The organism is Streptomyces sp. NBC_01485, from assembly GCF_036227125.1.
In the GTDB taxonomy this organism is placed as follows: Bacteria; Actinomycetota; Actinomycetes; order Streptomycetales; family Streptomycetaceae; genus Streptomyces.
Genome location: NZ_CP109435.1, coordinates 4,264,427 through 4,282,367 on the forward strand (window position 1 = coordinate 4,264,427; position 17,941 = coordinate 4,282,367).

12 protein-coding genes are annotated in these 17,941 nt (G+C 71.3%); 3 read left to right on the plus strand and 9 right to left on the minus strand.

What is annotated here, in order from left to right; all coding sequences use genetic code 11:
• Positions 1 to 106 precede the first annotated feature (106 nt).
• Positions 107 to 1,618, plus strand: coding sequence for an MFS transporter (locus OG352_RS19495; RefSeq protein WP_329218519.1), 1,512 nt, complete (start codon positions 107 to 109; stop codon positions 1,616 to 1,618).
• 34 nt (positions 1,619 to 1,652) lie between these two features.
• Here OG352_RS19495 and OG352_RS19500 read toward each other — a convergent pair whose 3' ends face one another.
• The 9 genes from OG352_RS19500 to OG352_RS19540 all read right to left on the minus strand — a co-directional run bounded on the left by OG352_RS19500 (position 1,653) and on the right by OG352_RS19540 (position 14,661).
• Positions 1,653 to 3,056, minus strand: a complete 1,404-nt coding sequence (locus tag OG352_RS19500) for an NAD(P)/FAD-dependent oxidoreductase (protein WP_329218521.1) — start codon at positions 3,054 to 3,056, stop codon at positions 1,653 to 1,655.
• Positions 3,057 to 3,065: 9 nt separating this feature from the next.
• Positions 3,066 to 3,764: a rhomboid-like protein gene (locus OG352_RS19505; RefSeq protein WP_329218523.1), complete on the minus strand. Its 699-nt coding sequence runs from the start codon at positions 3,762 to 3,764 to the stop codon at positions 3,066 to 3,068.
• Between the two features lie 69 nt (positions 3,765 to 3,833).
• Complete coding sequence (locus tag OG352_RS19510) at positions 3,834 to 4,187, minus strand: putative quinol monooxygenase (protein ID WP_329218525.1); 354 nt, start codon at positions 4,185 to 4,187, stop codon at positions 3,834 to 3,836.
• The gene (locus OG352_RS19515; protein ID WP_329218526.1) at positions 4,184 to 5,353 is read right to left on the minus strand and encodes a ferritin-like domain-containing protein; all 1,170 of its coding nucleotides are present in this window, start codon (positions 5,351 to 5,353) and stop codon (positions 4,184 to 4,186) included. Before OG352_RS19515 ends, OG352_RS19510 begins: the two co-directional genes overlap by 4 nt.
• Positions 5,350 to 7,395, minus strand: coding sequence for a GMC family oxidoreductase (locus OG352_RS19520; RefSeq protein ID WP_329218528.1), 2,046 nt, complete (start codon positions 7,393 to 7,395; stop codon positions 5,350 to 5,352). The genes OG352_RS19515 and OG352_RS19520 overlap by 4 nt, the downstream gene beginning before the upstream one ends.
• 45 nt (positions 7,396 to 7,440) lie before the next feature.
• Entirely contained in the window at positions 7,441 to 7,929 is a 489-nt protein-coding gene (locus tag OG352_RS19525) for a hypothetical protein (protein WP_329218531.1), read from the minus strand.
• Between the two features lie 41 nt (positions 7,930 to 7,970).
• Positions 7,971 to 9,431, minus strand: coding sequence for an FAD-binding oxidoreductase (locus OG352_RS19530; RefSeq protein WP_329218533.1), 1,461 nt, complete (start codon positions 9,429 to 9,431; stop codon positions 7,971 to 7,973).
• 2 nt (positions 9,432 to 9,433) lie between these two features.
• The gene (locus tag OG352_RS19535) at positions 9,434 to 11,026 is read right to left on the minus strand and encodes a Dyp-type peroxidase (RefSeq protein WP_329218535.1); all 1,593 of its coding nucleotides are present in this window, start codon (positions 11,024 to 11,026) and stop codon (positions 9,434 to 9,436) included.
• A 506-nt stretch (positions 11,027 to 11,532) separates the two neighbouring features.
• Positions 11,533 to 14,661 carry an AfsR/SARP family transcriptional regulator gene (locus OG352_RS19540; protein WP_329218537.1) on the minus strand — a complete coding sequence of 1,043 codons (3,129 nt, stop codon included), beginning with the start codon at positions 14,659 to 14,661 and terminating at the stop codon, positions 11,533 to 11,535.
• Positions 14,662 to 15,166: 505 nt separating this feature from the next.
• Here OG352_RS19540 and OG352_RS19545 point away from each other — a divergent pair.
• Positions 15,167 to 17,500 carry an ATP-binding protein gene (locus OG352_RS19545; RefSeq protein ID WP_329218539.1) on the plus strand — a complete coding sequence of 778 codons (2,334 nt, stop codon included), beginning with the start codon at positions 15,167 to 15,169 and terminating at the stop codon, positions 17,498 to 17,500.
• 151 nt (positions 17,501 to 17,651) lie between these two features.
• Positions 17,652 to 17,900 (plus strand): MbtH family protein, encoded by a 249-nt coding sequence (locus tag OG352_RS19550; protein ID WP_329218541.1) that lies wholly within the window; start codon positions 17,652 to 17,654, stop codon positions 17,898 to 17,900.
• Positions 17,901 to 17,941: the final 41 nt, after the last annotated feature.

The following is a 17,941-nucleotide window of genomic DNA, read 5'->3' on the forward strand; positions in this document are numbered from 1 at the left end:
CCCGGGTCCCCCACCCCAGCCCCCAGCCCCCAGGCACCAGGCACCAGGGAGGACACGGGGATGCCACGGGGATGCGATTCGTGCCGATTCATGGTCTTCTGTCTCAATGAGTGTCACCCGGACAGGTGAACCCTCCGCCGACACCGAACCCGATCCCCGCCGCTGGTGGGGCCTCGTGATCATCGCCCTCGCCCAGCTCATGGTCGTCCTGGACGCGACGATCGTGAACATCGCGCTGCCTTCCGCGCAACAGGACCTGGGCATGTCCGACGCCAACCGCCAGTGGGTGATCACCGCCTACACCCTCGCCTTCGGCGGCCTGCTGCTGCTCGGCGGCCGGGTCGCCGACCTGCTGGGACGCAAGCGCACGTTCATTTTCGGGCTGATCGGCTTCGCCGCCGCGTCCGCGCTCGGCGGAGCGGCCGTCAACCCGGGCATGCTGTTCGGCGCCCGCGCCCTCCAGGGCGTCTTCGCGGCCGTGCTCGCGCCTTCGGCGCTGAGCCTCCTGACGACGACGTTCACCGACCCCAGAGAACGCGGCAAGGCCTTCGGCATCTACGGCGCGCTCGCCGGCAGCGGCGCCGCGCTCGGCTTCATCGTCGGCGGTCTGCTGACGGAGTACCTGAACTGGCGCTGGTGCCTGTACGTGAACGTGCCCATCGCCGTCGTGGCCGTCTTCGGCGCGTTCGCCCTGCTGCACGACCGGCCCGGCCACGCGGGCGCCCGCCTCGACGTGCCCGGCGTGGTGCTGGGCTGCGGCGGCCTGGTCGCGATCGTCTACGGCTTCAGCGAGGCGCAGCCGCGCGGCTGGAGCGATCCCGTGGTGCTGGGGCTCCTGGTGGGCGGGGTGGCGCTGCTCACCGTGTTCGTCTGGTGGCAGACCAAGGCCCGGGTGCCGCTGCTGCCGCTGCACATCGTCAGGGACCGCAACCGCGCGGGCTGCTTCCTGACCATGGGCCTGGCCGTCATCGGCATGTTCGGCCTGTTCCTGTTCATGACCTACTACCTCCAGGTCATCCTCGGCTACTCCCCCGTGAAGACGGGCCTCGCCTTCCTCCCCCTCACCCTCGCGATCATCACCGGCTCCACCCAGATCTCGGCGCGGCTGATGAACCGTGTGGCGCCGCGCATGCTGATGGTGCCGGGCATGCTCCTCGCCTCGGGCGGCATGGTGATCCTCACGCAGATCACGGTGCACTCCTCCTACACCACCGAGATCCTGCCCGCGCTGCTCCTGATGGGCCTCGGCATGGGCCTGACCTTCATGCCGGTCTTCGCCACGGCCACCGCCGGGGTCGCCCCGTACGACGCCGGCGTCACCTCCGCCACCGTCAACACCTCGCAGCAGGTGGGCGGCTCCATCGGCACGTCCCTGCTCAACACGATCGCCACCACCAGCAGCACCGCATACATCGCGGCCCATCTGACCGGCTCCGGCACCGCCGCCCGCAAGGCCCAGGTCGCGGCGGAGGGCACGGTGCACGGCTACACGGTCGCCATCTGGTGGGCCGCCGGCATCATGCTGCTGGCCGGCCTGGTCGCGGGCCTGATGGTCACGGCCAAACCCCCGAGACACGACGTCCCGGCCAGGGCCCCCGTACCGGAACCGGCGACCTGAGCCCCTGCGCCCCTGCGCCCCTGCCTGAAACGCCCTACCGCCCCGCCACCCGGTCCGCGATCCGTGCCAGCCGGGACGAGCCGGCCGCGTGCCGCTCCGTCTCGCGGCGGTCCGCCGTGCGGTAGGCGGCGTACATGGCCCGCACGCCCAGCCAGCGCAGCGGTTCCGGTTCCCAGGCGCGGACCTTGTGGCCGACCCAGGGGAGGGTGGTCAGGTCGGTGGGCGCGCCCTGGCCGGAGTCGAGTCGGACCAGGTCGCGCAGGGTGCGGGCCGCGAGGTTGGCCGTGGCGACGCCCGAGCCGACGTAGCCGCCTGCCCAGCCGAGGCCGGTGGCCCGGTCCAGGGTGACCGTCGCGCACCAGTCGCGCGGCACGCCCAGCACCCCTGACCAGGCGTGTTCCACGCGCACCCCGGCCAGCGCCGGGAAGAAGGCGACGAGGATCTCGCGCAGCGCGCGGATCGTCTCGGGCCGGGTCCGGCCGTCGTTGTCCGTGCGGGAGCCGAAGCGGTACGGGACTCCGCGTCCGCCGAGCGCGATGCGGCCGTCGGCCGTGCGCTGGGCGTACATGTAGGCGTGCGCCATGTCGCCGAGCGCCTCGCGCCCCTGCCAGCCGACGGCCGCCCACTGTTCCTCCGTGAGCGGTTCGGTGGCGATCATCGAGGAGTTCATGGGCAGCCAGGTCCGCTTCTCGCCCTTCAGCGCGGCCGTGAAACCCTCCGTGCAGCGCAGCACGTAGGGCGCGCGTACGGTCCCGTACGGCGTCACGGCGCGCCCGGCGGCGATCTCCGTCACCGGGGTCGACTCGTGGATCGTCACCCCCAGCGCCTCGACGGCCGCCGCCAGCCCCTTCACCAGTTTCGCCGGGTGCACGCGCGCGCCGTGCGGGGTCCAGCTCGACCCGACGGCGCCCGCGACCCGCACCCGCTCGGCGGTCTCGCGGGCGCCGTACAGCTCGCGGTCCTGCTCTCCGTACGACAGTTCGTGCGCGTGGAAGTCCTTCAGGCGGGACAGTTGCGCGGGGGTCCGGGCGACCTCCAGGACTCCGCCCCGGTGGACGTCGGCGTCGATGCCCTCCGCCTCCGCCGCCCGGACGATTTCGTCCACCGTCTCGTTCATCGCCCGCTGGAGCCGTACGGCGGCCTCGTGGCCGTGCAGGGCGGCGTACCGGTCGCGGCCGGCGATGCCGTTGTACAGCCAGCCGCCGTTGCGCCCGGAGGCGCCGTAGCCGCAGAACCGCTGCTCCAGGACGGTGACGGCGAGGCCGGGGGCCGCCTTCTTCAGGTAGTACGCCGTCCACAGGCCGGTGTATCCGCCGCCGACGATCACGACGTCGGCGGACGCGGCACCGGCGAGCGGCTCCCGCACCGCCGGGAGGCCGTCGTCCGCGTACCAGAAGGAGATACCGCCGTTCACGACGCCGGGCGTCACACCGCTCATGGGCGGACGTTAACCCGGCGGCGCGACCGCTGTCCGCTCCGGATCCCGTGTTCTCGCGCGCCCTCCGGCCAGCGGGTAGCAGGCCAGGCCGATGAGCAGGGAGACGAAGTGGCCGACGTCGGTGAAGGTCGGAGCGGTGGTCAGCGGGAGGGTGTAGACGACGAGGACGACCACGAGATACGCGTACCGCCACGGGGAGGGGATGCGGTACACGAGCACCCCCACGACCCCTGCCAGCGCGTAACTCACGCCCACGTCAAGGGTGTTGACCGACGACTGTGGCGCGAGCCCGTCCCGGATCGCCCACGCCAGCACGCCCTGGCTGATCAGCGTCGCGAGCACGTGCGCGGCGGCGCACACCGCCAGCCAGCGGGCGGTCCCGAGCCATCGTTCCGACTGGGCGTGGAAGACGGAGTACAGCGCCACGTACGGCAGCCAGTGGCCGCCGTCGATCCACATCGCGCTCGCGACGAGCACCCGCACCGGGTGCCGGGACAGCTCACGGATGTTGGTGGACCGCTGCCGCAGGAACTCCTGTTCGAAGTCCGGGGACATGTGGTGCAGGGCGACCGTGGTGAAGAACAGGATCGCCAGCCACACGTAGGTGCCGGGCGCGCCGCGGACGTACGCCCACACCGCCCGCCGGATCCCGGACCTTCCCCTGAGGCGTTTCACGCGGCCCAGTATCGTCCGGGAGGTGATCGACATGCGTGGCTGACGTCGCCGGAGGCGGCACGACCGGGGATCGCCCCGCCTCCCGCGCACCCGCTCAGGCCGTCAGCCGACGGCTTCCGGGCGGATGAAGCCCGCGAAGCGGTCGGCGAACTCCGCGCTGACGTAGAGCTTGCCGCCGTTCTGCACGAACAGGTCGAGGTTGGTGTCCAGCCAGGTCGTGAAGACCGGGCCGGTGCGGTGGTCGTCGAAGGCCTGGCGGTCCTTCCAGGCGCCGAGGAAGATGATCTCGTTGTCCGTGGGCGGCGGGAGCGAGCCCTCCACGATCGAGGTGTGCAGGCAGTACATGTAGGTGTCGGGCTCGTACTTCTCGGTCTGCAGGACCAGTTCGCGCAGCGCGGTGATCGCCTCCTCCCGCCTGCCCTCGACGTGCCACCACTTCGTGACGATGGAGATCACCGGCTCTGCTCCCTCATGTGGTCGATGCCTTCCCGCAGCTTGTCCCGGGCGTCCTGCGTCGACGCGTAGAAGAACCGGGGGCACAGTGTCTGGCCCGGGTGGGCCGGGCTCGGGGTGCGCATCAGCGCGACGGCCATGTTCTTCAGCCCGTACATGCCGTGGACGGCGATCGGCAGTGCGGGCCTGAGGGCGACGCCCTTGTCCTCGAGCTTGTCCGGGACCTTCTTCTTCTGCCCCGAGAAGGCCAGGTAGAGGTCGTCGACGAGCCGTGTGTAGGCGAGGTCGAACTCGCTGAGCGCGGCGCCCTCGGGGCCGCCCACGGTGTCGCCGTTGATCGCGACGTGCCGCGCCGGGTGGACGGCGTCGTAGTCGACCAGCACCAACGCGCCCTCGGGCTCCTGGTTGGCCAGTTGGGTACTGCGGAAACGGCGGCCCGACTGGAGTTCGCGGAAGCGGACGTAGTGGGAGTACATCTGCCAGCCGTTGCGCAGCTTGTCGTCGTCGGTGACGGTCTTGGCCGTCTTCCCCAGCTTCGCCGGGTCCAGGCCCTCGCCCTCGTCGATGATCTTCTGGATCGCCTTCCGGGCGGTGTCGCGGTCCTTCACCTCGATCACGTACCCGGCGCCGCCGTAGTACTGGCTGGCCGGCACCTGGTTGCGGTGCTCGAAGGCCGAGTCCGGGCAGACGGCCGGGTCGGCCAGGGCGGTGAGGACCGCCTCGTAGAACTCGCCGATGGTGGCGTAGACGCACGAGCCCATGGGGATCTCGGAGATCTTGGCCGCGCCGTGCAGCGGGTGCTCGATGTCGACGTACCCGGCCACGGCCTGCGGGGAGAGCGGGCGCAGCTTGAGCGTGCCGATGCCGGCGATCAGCGGGCTGTCGAGCGGGTAGACCGGGATCGGGCTGATCTGCTTGCCCCGGAAGGTGACGGGCTCGGGGCTCGGCACCGCCTTGAGCGCGTTGAGGACGTTCGCCGCGAGGGTCATGTGGAGCATCTCCTCCATGACCACGCTGCGGATCGTCTGCACCGCCTCGGTGTTGGTGCCCTCCTTGATGGAGTAGAGCCCGGTGAGATAGACGGGGATGGTGCTGAGCTCCAGGCCGATGGCCAGTTGGAGGGCGGCCTTCAGCTCGTCGAGGCTGACGATCCTTTTCGGGTCGGTCACTTCTGGTCCGCCTTCCTGCTGCTCGGGTTCTCCGCCTCGGCCTTGCCCAGGTTCTCCGCGATGTGGTCGCCGGTGCGGATGGCCAGCGCGGTCATGGTGAGCGTCGGGTTGGAGGTGCCCAGCGTCGGCATGCTGCCGCAGCCGACGACATAGAGGTTGGGCAGGTCGTGGCTGCGCTGATGGGTGTCGACGACCGACTTCCACGGGTCGTCGCCCATCCGGTGGGTGCCGACGACGTGCCCCGCGCCGCGCACCCAGTACGTCACCCCCTCGTACTCCACGGCCGCCGGGTCGTTCGCGTCGTAGTGGGTGTAGTCGCCGGGCGCGTAGACGGGCCGCCGGACGGGCTCGGCGATGCCCAGCGCCGCGAAGAACTGCTTGCCGGCCTCCGCCGCCCAGGGCAGCGCCGCCTTCACGTAGTCCGAGAGGTCGTAGTGGATGACCGGGCGGTGCTTGCCCAGCCGGTCGCGGTAACGGTCGTCCACGGTGACGCGGTTGGTCGACTCGGGGTCCTGTTCCAGCTCCCAGGCGATCCGGAACTGCCGGGGCACGATGGCGCCGAGCGACCCGCGCAGCTCCTTGCCCCACATCTGGGCCTGCCCGTCGGTGCCCCCGCCGACCAGGTCGTGGACGGTGTCGTACGGGGCGTTCTCCGGGAAGTTCCAGCCCCAGTTGCCGATCTCGACCCGGAACGCGGTGCGCTCCTTGCGGAAGTCGCCGTCCCGGAACGCGGGGATGCCGGACGTGGACCCTGGGCCCCGGTAGGCGCCCGCGTCGTCCTTGAGCAGGCCCCAGGTGAGCAGCAGCGGATGGTCCATCAGGTTCCGGCCGACCTGGCCGCTGTTGTCGGCGGCGCCGGAGGCGAGCAGCAGGGTGGCGTTCTCGATGGCGTTGGCGGCCAGGACGTAGGTGCGCGCGGTCACCGAGCGCCGCTCCGCCGGGGTGCCGTCCTCGTAGTACGTCTTGTACGTGAGGCCGGTGACCGTGCCCGTCGTGCCCTTCTCCTGCGTGTGCTCGACGTTCGTGACGACCGACTGGCTGCGCACGGTGACGGCGGCCCGGGGCTTCTCGTCCGGCCGCAGGGGCCGGTCGGGGTACTTGACGATCAACTCGTACAGGGTCTTGAGCGCGTTGTACTTGGCCTGGGCCGGACAGATCGGGATGCAACTGGAGTTGCCCTCGCAGCGGGTGCCCTGCTCGGCGTTGCCGACGGCGCCCACGACCTCGTAATCCGGCCTGGTCGGGGTGGAGTTGCGGGCCACCGGGGTGTTGCTGACCTTGACGGGGAAGGTGTGGGTGTGGTCGGCGTCGTCCTTCAGGCTGACGGTCAGTCCGGCGGACAGCTTGGCCAGGTAGGTGTCGAGGTAGCTGGAGGGGATCTCCTCCATCGGGAAGATGTACTTCCCGTCCCGCATCTTCTTCGGGTCGGGAGACTTGAAGTACTCGCCGACGTTCTCGATCGGGTAGTACTGGTGGTCCACGTTCGCCGAGACGCCGATGATGTCCCACTCGGCGCGCTCGTAGTACGGCTTCAGGTCCGCGTACTCCAGCGGCCAGTCGACCGCCCGCCCGTACTTCGTGCGCAGCCGGAAGTCGTTGGGGAGCATCCGCAGACAGGTGCCGAGCCAGTGCAGGGTGGTGCCGCCGAGCGAGCGGGCGTAGTCGCTGCCGAAGGGCAGCGGGCCCTGCTGGACGAAGTACCCCTGGTCGCTGGGCACCCTGGCGATGTCGAGCACGTCCGGCTGCGGTGCCGAACTGCTCGCCGGATACGGGGAGTTGGGCACCTTGACGAGCGCCTCTTGGTACGCCTCGACGTAGGTGTCGTACTTGTCGGCGCTCATCGCCGTGGCCCGGCCGGCCTCCAGGATGAGGATCCGGGGGTACGCGGGCGGGGTCTGGGCGGCGGCCTTCTCGATGACCGTCTTGGCGACGGTCGCCGTGGCGATGCCGCCGCCGACGAAGACGATGTCGTAGTCGGGGTCGGGGTCGTGCGCGGCGTCGTGCTCGGGGTCGTGCTCGGGGGAAGGGGGGTTGCTGCTCATGACTCGTCGCTTCCTCGCGGCTCGGCAGATCAGGAGATCAAGGAATCAAGAGATCAGGGTCGGCGGCTCGGACCATGAGCCGAAGCCCGGTGGCTTGGCGCCCATCGGGTGGGCGCCTGCGGCGGTCCACACCAGGCCCTCGCGGTAGCCCTGGGCGGAGACGACGTGCTCGACGTCGTCCGCGGTCGAGCCGTTCTCGTCGCGGTAGTCACCGGCCAGCGGATACCAACTGCCCAGGTACCAGAGCTTGATGAGGCTGACGGCGATCGGTGCGAAGCGCGGGTTCTCGATGACCTTCGCCCTGAGGGCGTCGTCGCGGTCGCCGTCGCCGTCCCGCCGGTCGTCGGTGAGGGCTTCGTCGGCGTACCGGAACAGCTGCCCGGCCTCGCGCTCGCCGATGATCCGCAGCAGTGTGTCGTAGTAGGTGTCGATCATGCCGGTGCCGGCCAGCTCCGCCCGGTCGAAGCCGGTGAGGCGGACGGACAGCTCGGTGAAGATGTGTTTCGGGGTGAAGGGCGGGGCGCCTTCGGACATACGGGTACTCCCGTGCGGTGGATGCGGTGTGTGCGGAGGGGTCAGACGAGGGTGCGGTTGAGGGGGCTGAGGTCCAGCGGGCGGGAGACGTCCGGCTCGAACGCCGAGTCGACGGACTGCTGGAAGCGGAAGAAGCCCGTGGGATCGGCGACCTTCTTGATCCGCTTGAGCTTGTCCAGGTTGTCGCCGTAGTAGGCCGTGGCCCAGCCCGTCTGGAGCGGGTCGATGTAGTTGACGTAGGCGCCGTGGAACTCGGCGCTCAGCGCCTCGCCGAAGTCGTAGGCCCACTCGACGTTGGCCCGGGTCCGCGCCGGGTCGTTCCAGATGGCCTTGAGCTCGAAGACGTAGCGCTTGTCGCGGTGCGGGTAGGGGCCCTGGCCGCGCAGGTCCTCGTCGTTCACCCGGCCCCGGCCGTGGGTCCACACCACGAAGCTGTCGGGTGAGGGCGCGGTCGCCATCATCTGCTGGACGGACCTGATCATCTCCGGCTTCCAGCCGAGGTCGCCGATCATCCCCGAGCGGATGTAGGCCAGCCGGTCGCCGACCAGCGTGGACCGGCCGATGGTGGCCTCCAGCGTCGGCAGCGGCATCGAGTACAGCCGTACGTCGAACGGTTCGAGCCTGAGCATCTCCTTGAGCTGCTCGACGCCCTCCGCGTACTCGCCGTTGAAGACCGGCGTGATCCGGAACGAGGGGATCTTCCGGGTGGGCTCGGCCGGGTCCACGTCGTGGCCGACGTACCCGTAGGCGGCCATCGCGCGCGGGGCGGCCTTCGCCCACGCGTCGTACGTGGCGATGACCTCCTCGGCGCGCGCCAGCGGGAAGGAGAGCCCGCCGCCGAGCACGGTCCTCGCGGCCGGCTGGTGCAGTTGCAGGGTCATCTCGACGGCGACGCCGAAGTTGCCCCCGCCGCCGCCCCGGCAGGCCCAGAACAGGTCGCGGTCGTCGGGGTCGAGGGAGTCGGCGGCCAGGACGCGGGTCAGGCCGGTCGCGTCGACGAGCTTGATCTGGACGACGTTGTCGCTGCCGAGCCCGTACGAGCGGGAGACGAAGCTGTAGCCGCCGCCCTGGAGGAACCCGGGCAGGCCCACGGTGAGACAGCCGCCGCCGATCGGGATCAGCGAGGTGCCGCTGTCGGCGACGAACTGGTACACGTCGGCCCAGGTGGCGCCCATCTGCACGGTGAGCCGCCGCTGTTCCTCGTCGAGCCGCATGCCCTTCATCAGCCCGAGGTCCAGGACGATCCCGCCCCGGTTCAGGCAGTACCCGGCGGCGCTGTGACCGCCGCCGCGCACCGTCATGGGCAGTCCGGTCTGCTGCGCGAACTCGATCGCCAGGAAGACGTCGAGTTCCGAGTTGGCGCGTACGACGTACGCCGGGGGCGTGCGGGTACGGCCGTTGTCGATGGCGACGACCTTCGCGTACTCGGCGCTGCCCGGCTCGCAGACGTAGCCGCTGAGGCTGCGGGCCAGGTCGTTCACGGCGGAACGGAGATCGGGCACCGTCAGTCCTCCACCACGTCGCGGAACGACTTCAGGGCGCTGAGGCTCGGCACGAAGAAGTACTCGCCGCCCCGCATGAACGTCCACTGGCCGACGCGCTTCTTGAAGAAGAAGTCGACCACCGGCGGCGGGAACGTGCTGAAGTCCAGCTCGTTGCGCGACCCGTACTGCTTCGGCCAGCGCTGTTCGACGGCGTCCTCGCGTTTCTGGCCGTCCTTCAGCGTGCCGATCACCGGGTCGAGGCCGCTGCCGCCCCGCAGGAAGACCTCGTTGTTCGACCAGGCCGCCTGGATGAACTCGAACTGGTCGGCGATGCTGCTCTGCGCGCACAGGAACAGCAGCCCGACCTTCTCGTCCTGGCCCGGCTCCAGCGTCACCCTGCCGAAGCTGATGCCCCGGCGGGCGATCCGCTGCGTCCGCTCCTGGGTGACCGGCACCCCGAACTGGCGCTGCTTGTCGCCGCGCGGGTTCGTCTTGCGGACGTGCGCCGTGAACGGGCAGCGCACGCCGTCGACGTCGGCGTCGAAGGTGAAGTTGTTCGGCTGGTCGCCCAGGCCTGCCACCTCCCGGTCCACCACCGGCGTGCCGTCCTTGAACCGGCCCACCATGTACGCCCCGGCCAGCGCGACGTCCTCCGCCGTGGGGTCCGACTTCGGGTGGGCGTGCCGGGCGATCTCGGCGGCGAGGAGCTTCTCGTCGTCGCGGAAGCCCTGCACGTTCTGCTCCAGCTTGCGGTACACGAAGTACGAGCCGTAGGCGGAGTCGTCGCCGCCCGGGTCCGGGACGAGCACCTGGCCGAGGGGCGCGCTGGGGTCGTACTGGTCGATGCCGCCCTGCCGGGTCCGCGCGCCGGCGATGTCGCGGGCGAAGAACAGGGGCTGGCTGATGCCGTCGACGAAGCCGAAGTGCTCGCGCACGGGCGCCTTGGGGTCCGGCTTGCCGTCCGCGCCCAGGCGCATGGCGGCGCCGGTCTCCTCGCCGAGCACGGCCCCGAGCGCGGTGAGCTCCTCCTTCAGATCGGCGACGAGGCCCTCCAGCCGCTGCTCGACGTCGTCGGCGACGATCACCAGGGCGTGCAGCGTCTTCTGGAACGTCCCTTCCCACTTCTCCACGGGCGGGTCGTTGAGGAAGGCCGCCCGGTCCTTGGCCCCGGCGACGAAGGACGGGTCGTCGGGCGTGTTCTCGTCGCCGAGCCGCAGGTCCCGGTAGCCGTCGGACGACAGCAGCACGCCCACGAAGGGGTCGCTGGCGGACTCCAGCAGCGCCCGGTGGTCCTTCGCCGTGATCGCGCCGTTCGCGTCCAGCGTGTCCTGCAGCTCCCGGTACTTCTTCGCCTCGTCCCACTGCTGGAGGGCCGAGGTGACCCGGTCGGCGGCGACCATCTCGGCCAGCCACTGCCGGGCCTGCTTCCGCCGCTCGGGGGTGTCGGTCTTGAAGGTGATGAACAGGTGGCGGCTGTTGTCGCGCCCGTGGCTCTTGAGGATGTTCCCCTGGAGGTCGCCCAGGGCCTTCCTCAGGGCCTCTCGCGTGTTGCGGGTCGGCGGGATCTCGGGATTGTCCGGATCGATGGCGGTCTGCTTCAGGTCGATTGCCATAACACCTCATTCGCCCCAAAAGGGGCACGCGTAACCGCGCCGACATGCTTGCCTTCCGCATATGCGAAGGGCAAGAAGGCGGCTCGACGTGCACATATGGACAGCAAAGGTGAGGTTTGCGTATGCCAGCGGCATTCACTCCCGGGGAGCAGTGACGTCCGCGCCAAACCCACCATCCGAGTGGGATCCGACGAACGCCTGACCGGCCCCGAAACCCCCCGTCGCACAGAGGTTCCCGACCATGCGCCTCATTCGCATGAATTGCACCGACCTGGCGGCGTTACGGACGGTGACGCCCCCCGCAAGGGGAGGGGGGAGGGGGACGTAGCGCCAGAACTGTGACACTCCGGGTGGAAAGTGTCACAGTTCCACGGAGTCGGTGTAACTGCGGGCACCACCGATGGCGCCGGGGGCCCGCCGCACCGATCCTTGAGCGGCAGGCGGAGGCTGGCGGCGGAGGGGGATCGGTGCGGCGAGGTGGGGCCGGGTGCGGGGCCGGTGCGGCCTCAGGCGTGCGGGGTGGAGGCGGCGGACGGGTCGTGGTGGTCGTCGGTGTCCGGTCCGGGGTGGTCGAGGCGGGCGAGGCGGGCGAGGCGGGCGCGGACCTCGTAGGCGTCGGACCGGTCGAGTTCCTCCAGCAGGACCAGGGCCTGCTGCCAGGCCGTCCGGGCCGCCTCCGGGTCGTCGGCCGCGCGGAGGGCGTCGCCGAGGCGGACGAGGGTGCCGGCCTCGTTCGGGCTGTCCTTGAGGAAACGGTAGCGGGAGACGGCCTGTTCGTAGCAGGTCACGGCGCTCTGGCCGTTCCCGAGGCAGTGGTGGGCGTGGCCCATGGTGTTCCAGGCGCCTGCCTGCCCCCTGACGTGGTCCAGTTCCCGCAGCAGCGGCAGGGCGAGCCGGCAGGAGGCGATGGCCTGTTCGTGATCCCCGAGCATGGTGTGGCACCAGCCGATCGCGGCCAGGCTCTCGGCCGCCCCCGGACGGTGCCCGGCGGCCTGGTACAGCGCGAGGGCCTGCTGCGCCTGGCCCAGCGCCTCCCGGTCGCGGCCCTGCCGGTGCAGGGTGAAGGTGAGGCTGAGCCGCACCCGGCCCTGCGCGGCGCAGTTGCCGATCGCCGTGTACAGCAGGAGGGCGTCGTCGAGGTGGGCGCGGGCGTTGTCGAACCGGTTCAACTGGGCGTACGCGCCGCCGAGATCGCGGTGGATCCTGGCCTGTTCGGCCGGACCGCCCTTGCGTCGCGTGGCCGCCAGGGCGATGAGCTGGACGGCTATCTGGTCGTACCAGTGCCCCCGCCGGTCGAAGTAGGGCTGCATCGCCCAGGCGAGTTGCCAGACGTATGAGTCGAAGCCGGTGTCGACGGCCTTCCCGACCACCGCCATGATCACGGCGTGCTCGGCGGCGAACCAGTCCAACGCACCGCGGTGGTCGCCCAGTTCCTCCGGCGTGACCCCCTCGCCGACCGGCCCGGGGTGCGGATCCTCCCGGTGGGACGCGATGAGTCGGGCGCCGCCGTGGGCGGTGTGCAGATAGTGGCCGAGCATCCGGTCGAGGGCGGCGCGGCGCTCGTCCTCGGATTCCTCGGCTTCCAGGAGTTCACCGGCGTAGGCCCGCAGCAGGTCGTGGAAGACGTAACGGCACGGACGGTGGTGGATGAGGAGATGAGCACCCGTCAGTTCGGCGAGCAGCGGGCGGAGTCGAGCCACGGAGAGGCCGGCGAGGCCCGCCGCCGCGGCCCGGGACACGTCGGGGCCGGGGTGCAGCGCGAGCAGCCGGAAGAGGCGCGCGGCGGCCGGGCTGAGCGCACGGTAGGACCAGGAGAACACGGTCCGTACGTTGCTCACCGCGTCCATGTCCTCGAACGAGTCGAGGCTGCCGTGCGACTGCCGCAGTACGGCGGCGGTGGAGGCCAGGGAGAAGGTGGGATGCGCCACCGCGTGGGCGGCGACGATGGCCAGCGCCAGGGGCAGCCGCGAGCACAGGGAGATGATCTCCGCCACCGCCCGTGGTTCCGCCGCGACCCGGTCGGCGCCGAGCCGGTTGATCAGGGTGTCGCGGGCCTCGTTGATGGTGAGCAGGCCGAGGGTGAGGGGATGGGCGCCGTTGGCGGCGACCAGGCCCTGGAGGTGGTTGCGGCTGGTGATCAGGACCAGGCAGCCGGGTGCGCCGGGCAGCAGCGGGCGGACCTGTTCGGCGTCGCGGGCGTTGTCCAGCACCACCAGCACCCGTCGGTTCACGACGAGGCTGCGGTAGAGGGCGGCCTGCGCGTCGAGCCCGGCCGGGATCCGCTGCGGCGGCACCCCGAACGCGTCCAGGAAGCCGCGCACCGCCTCGGCCGGGGCCACGGCGGAGCCCTCGGGGCCGAACCCGCGCAGGTCGACGAAGAGTTGGCCGTCGGGGAAGCGGTGGGCGACCCGGTGGGCCAGGTGGACGGCGAGCGTGGTCTTGCCGATGCCCGCCATGCCGTCGATCGCGCTGATCACCACGGGGGCGGTGGGTCTGCCGTCGTCGGGCAACAGCGCGAACACGCGGGCGAGTTCGGCCCGCCGACCGGTGAACGCCGCGAGATCGCCCGGCAGTTGGGCAGGGCGCGCCTCGGCATAGGGCAGGGGGGCCGCGACGCCCACCCCACCGTCCACCCCACCACCCACCTCACCGTCCAGTGGTTCGTTCGGCGGGCTGTCCGGGCCAGGCGGTTCGCCGTCCGGCTGCGGCGGCGGGTCCGGGGCGGCGGCGGGTGCGGAGGCCGTCGGTGCGATGTGGCGTACGGCCGGTTCCAGGGCGGAGGTGTCGTGGCGGAGGATCGCCAGTTGTATGGCGCGCAGTTCGGGGCCCGGTTCGAGGCCGAAGTCCTCGGCGAGGAGGGCGCGGAACCGCTCGTACCGCTGGAGTGCCTCGGGGGTGCGCCCGGACAGGTACAGGGCGCGGATCAGCAGGGCCCAGGCCGTCTCCCGCAGGTGGGTGGCCGCCGTGAGTTCCTCCGCCGCGACGACCGCCTGCTCGGTCTCGCCCGCCTCGATCAGCGCGTTGACGCGGACCTGCTGTGCGGCGAGCCGTACGTCGTCCAGCCGGGCGATCTCCGGGACGGCGAACGCGTGGTCGGCGGCGTCGGCGAGGGCCGCGCCGCGCCACATGAGCAGCGCCCGCTCGATCTCCGTGCGGGCGCCGTGGGCGTCGCCGGCCGACAGCAGCCGCCTGCCACGGCTCAGGGACCGCTCGAAGCGCACGGTGTCCCGGGCCTCCGGAGGGATCCGCAGGGCATACCCGTTCGGACCGCCGACCAGGACGCCGGAGCGGGCGCGGGCGCCGCGTCCCGGTTCCAGTAAGGAGCGCAGTCTGCTGATGTGGGCGTGGACCGACGACACGGCGCTGGGCGGCGGGCGGCCGTCCCACAGGTCCTCGCACAGCCGGTCCATGCGCACGGGCCGGCCGTTCTCCATGAGGAGGCGGATCAGCAGCACCCGGCGTTTGCGCGGACCCGGATCGAGCGGTAAGCCCGCTCTCCGGACGGTGAGCGGACCGAGCAGACTGAACTCGTGCCCCGCCCCGGTCTCTTGCCCCGCCCCGGCTTCGTGTGCCGCCCCGGCCTCTTGCTCCGCCCCGGCTTCGTCCGAGGGTTCTGGTTCGTCGCTGATAGCCATGCAAAGTAAGGGCGCGGAGCAGCAGCGGCCCCCGCCCGACCCCCTTCAGGTCACCCCTGCGGCCGACCGTGGACGACCGCGCTCCCCACCCGCAAAAAGCGGCCCCCGTCGCCGTCATATTGTCCCACGCTTCAACTTCATCGCCTCGGAGAACACGGTGCTCCCACCATCCGCGATCCGGCCGAAAAGCGGGGACAAGAAGCAGACAAGCGGCAGACAAGACGCGGGCAAGATGCGGCCAAGTCGGGTGCCACACAGTGCAGTTGTCGTATGGAGCAGGCCTCCGGCCAGCCGAAACGATTCGGCGAATCGGGCCGGCGCGGCACTATGTCTGACGCGTGTAAAGGAACCCTTGATGCCTTCGGCCAGCGCGCCCTCGTCGCTCTGTGACTTCTGCGGTGACGCGATTCACAGCACCAACAGCGGTAACCGGAAAACGTCTTCCAAGTACTGCTCGAACGCCTGCCGACAACGCGCGTACCGCCGGCGGCTCAAGGGCGACGGAATGAACACGTCGGACTCCACCGGGCTCCCGGAGCGGCTGAGCAGCTTCGTCGGCCGGACCGAGGAACTCGTCGAGCTGGGACGGCTGTTACGTACCACACGGGTACTGACGCTGACCGGCCCCGCCGGAGTGGGCAAGACCCGCCTCGCGGTCGAACTCGCCGCCCAGGAGCACCGCGGCGGGCGCAGCGAGGCCGTGCTCGTGGAACTGGGCGCGGTGATCAGGGGCGAGGTCGCACGGCAGCGGATCACGGTGGCGGCGGGCGGAGTCGGGGTCGGCGACACGGCGGCGTCGATCACGGATCCGCCGGGCACCCCGTTCGCCGCGGGCGGCGACCGGCTGCTGGTGCTGGACAACTGCGAGCACGTCCTCGACGACTGCGGTCTGGTCCTCGGCGAGCTGCTGTCCCGGCAGCCGGGGCTGCGGGTGCTGGCCACCAGCCGGGAGCCGCTGCGGCTGCCGGGCGAGACGGTCTACCCGGTCGGCGGTCTCGGGCTGCCCGATCCGGACGCCGACGGGTCGTTCACCGACTCGCTGCGCTCGGACGCGGTACGCCTGTTCGTCGACCGGGCGCGTGCCGTCGCACCGGAGTTCCAGCTCACCGAGGACAACGCGGCGCGCATCGGCACGATCTGCGCGAGGCTCGACGGGCTGCCGCTGGCCCTGGAGCTCGCGGCCCGGCTGGTGCGGGCGCTGCCGCTGGCCGAGATACACGACCGGCTGGACGACCGGCTGTCCCTGCTGACCAACGGCTGGCGCACCGCCGACCCGCGGCACCAGAGCCTGCGGGCGGCCCTCGAATGGGGCTACGAACTGCTCACGCCCGTGGAGCAGTCGCTGTTCCGGGCGTTGTCGGTGCTGCCGGGCGGGTTCGGGCCGGATGCCGCCGCGGCCGTCGCCGCGGACGACGGCGTCCCCACGGTGACCGCGCTGGAGCTGCTGGCCGGTCTCGCGGCCAAGTCGCTGATCACGCCGTGTCATGACCGGGCGGGGTCCACCCGGTTCCGGATGCTGGAGTCCGTCCAGTGTTACGGCCACGAGCGGCTGCTCGCCGAGGGCGAGGCGACCCGGACGTACGGCCGGCTGGTCGGCTGGCTGACCGGGCTGGCCGGTCCGGTCCAGGAGACGGCGCTCGCGCCGGTGGACACCGTGCGGCGGCTGGCGCGCGAACGCGACAACCTCACGCACGCGCTGGAGTGGCTCAGCGAGGGCGACGACGAGCGTCAGCTCCTGCTCGCCGGGGCGCTGGCCGTGGTCGGCATCCACCGGGGGACGTCGGCGGACACCCTCGTGCTGCTGTCCGGCGCGCTGGAGCGCACCGACCCGCGGTCGGGCCATCGCGGCATCGCCCTCGGCGCGGCCGCCCTGCTCGCCGGCTGGCGCGGGGACCCCGGGGAAGCCGTGCACATGGCGCGGCAGGGCGTGGCACTCGCCCGCGAGGCCCGCCAAGTCCACCTGCTCGGGCGGGCGTTGCTGATCCTGAGCATCGTCAAGGAACTGCACGGCGACGAGAGCGCCGTCGAGGATCTGCGGGAGTGCCTGGAGCTCAGCCGGGGGCTGGACGACGGGCTCATGACCGCGTTCTGCCTGAACCTCCTCGCCCGGCAACTGCTGGGCCGGGGCGACCTGGACCAGGCGGCGGGACTGGTCGGCCAGGCCCTCCCCGTGCTGATGGCGGAGGGAACTCCCGCTCTGCGGCGGATGGTTCTGCACACCTCCGGGATGCTCGCCCTGGCGCGGGGCGACCTCCCGACGGCGGAGGCGCGGTTCGCCGAGTGCCTGGACAACACCTGTCACCCCGACGGCGCCGCCTGCTCGCTCGAAGGCCTGGCCGTCGCCTCGGTGCGGGCCGGGAAGTTCGAGCGGGGGCTGCGGCTGTTCGCGGCGGCCGGGACGGTCGGCGAGTCCGAACCGTTCGTGATGACCCTGCTGTGGCGGCGCAGCGCCGAGGCGGCCCGGGCGGCGGCGCTGGACGCGCTGCCGAGGGCCAAGGCGGACGCGGCCATCGAGTCCGGCCGCGAGATGGAACCCCGGCGGGCCGTGGAGTACGCGCTGCGGATCCGGCGGGAACCGGCCGCCGCCCCGGGCGGTGGCGGCGACCCGCTGAGCAGACGGGAGTGGGATGTGATCGACCTGGTGGCGAAGGGCCTGACCAACCGGCAGATCGCCGCGCGGCTGTATCTGTCGGTGCGCACCGTGGAGACCCACATCCGCAACATCCGCACCACGCTGGGCCTGCGGTCCCGCGCCCATGTCGCCGCGTGGGCGGCCCGGCGGGACCGTGCGGTGATCACCTCGGACCGGCCGGCCGGGCGCCGCGCGGTCATGGCCTGACGAACGGCGTGGTCTGACGAACGGCATGGCCCGGACGTAACGGTGGTCAATACCGATGCCTCCAGGCGTTGCCGGGCGGAGAGTTGGGCCGCATGGACGTGGCCCGTATGGACGTGGCCCGTAACGCCCACCGGAAGAGAAAGAGACTTCAGTGAGCAATCCCTTCGAAGACGAGAGCGCGCAGTACCAGGTGCTCGTGAACGATGAAGGCCAGCACTCCCTGTGGCCGGTCTTCGCCGACGTGCCCGCGGGGTGGACCTCGGTCTTCGGGCCGGACGACCGCCCGAACTGTCTGTCCTACGTCGAGGACAACTGGACGGACATGCGTCCCGCCAGCCTGGTCGCCGCCATGACGTCCGACGGCGGCACCGACGCCGTCGCCGTCGACGTCGCGGAGTAGTCCTCTCCGGGCCTGCCCCAACGCATTCGGACGCATTCGGA

What these genes read in the sequence shown, in the direction of transcription:
- OG352_RS19495 (WP_329218519.1), top strand. Translation starts at nt 107, where the DNA reads ATGAGTGTCACCCGGACAGGTGAACCCTCCGCCGACACCGAACCCGAT.
- OG352_RS19500 (WP_329218521.1), bottom strand. Translation starts at nt 3,056, where the DNA reads ATGAGCGGTGTGACGCCCGGCGTCGTGAACGGCGGTATCTCCTTCTGG.
- OG352_RS19505 (WP_329218523.1), bottom strand. Translation starts at nt 3,764, where the DNA reads ATGTCGATCACCTCCCGGACGATACTGGGCCGCGTGAAACGCCTCAGG.
- OG352_RS19520 (WP_329218528.1), bottom strand. Translation starts at nt 7,395, where the DNA reads ATGAGCAGCAACCCCCCTTCCCCCGAGCACGACCCCGAGCACGACGCC.
- OG352_RS19525 (WP_329218531.1), bottom strand. Translation starts at nt 7,929, where the DNA reads ATGTCCGAAGGCGCCCCGCCCTTCACCCCGAAACACATCTTCACCGAG.
- OG352_RS19535 (WP_329218535.1), bottom strand. Translation starts at nt 11,026, where the DNA reads ATGGCAATCGACCTGAAGCAGACCGCCATCGATCCGGACAATCCCGAG.
- OG352_RS19540 (WP_329218537.1), bottom strand. Translation starts at nt 14,661, where the DNA reads ATGGCTATCAGCGACGAACCAGAACCCTCGGACGAAGCCGGGGCGGAG.
- OG352_RS19545 (WP_329218539.1), top strand. Translation starts at nt 15,167, where the DNA reads ATGAACACGTCGGACTCCACCGGGCTCCCGGAGCGGCTGAGCAGCTTC.